At 53.9% G+C, this 540-nt stretch carries 1 protein-coding gene; it reads right to left on the bottom strand.

The genetic code is table 11. From position 1 onward, the window contains the following. On the bottom strand, nucleotides 1-540 hold a 540-nt coding region (locus ASC50_RS03705), incomplete at both ends, for a YDG domain-containing protein (protein WP_226995377.1).

The following is a 540-nucleotide window of genomic DNA, read 5'->3' as shown; positions in this document are numbered from 1 at the left end:
CCGTTGAAGCGGTAATGCTCTTCGGGATGATGGTGAAGACTTTATTTGCAATGCTGATAGCGTAGTTGCCGCCGGCAGTCAGTGAGCCTTGAGTGATGGGATACGTCCCCGGTTTTTCGTTGGAGGTGCGGGAGAGCACGCCGCTAAAAATATCCCCATCGAGCAGTTCCGGACTCCAAGTGTAAGTCAGCTCCGGGGGGTCGTCGGTGTTGTAAGTTTTACTCAGATTATCGCCCGGCGTGACCACGACAGGCAAAGGGGTGATTGTTGCCGTAGCGACAGGCTGTGCTGCCAGTTCGTAATTATCTTTGTGTGCACCGGCGAGCGCGAAGCCGTCAAATATGACCGGTTTGTCCGGTCCTGCATTTTTATCGGCAAAAGCCGCTGTGCCTTTTTCCACAGTTACCACATCGCCGACATCCTCAACGATGCCAACGATATTGCCCGTACCGCTAAAGGTAGCGTTCGTAGTGCCATCGTAAGTTCTGCTATCGACGGAAAAACCTGTGAGCGTAACCGGCTTGGGTGTAATCGCGGCGG

The sequence above is a fragment of the Candidatus Symbiothrix dinenymphae genome, assembly GCF_001431085.1.
Note: the sequence above shows the minus strand (reverse complement) of the source record. Positions and strands in the feature narration are given on the sequence as shown.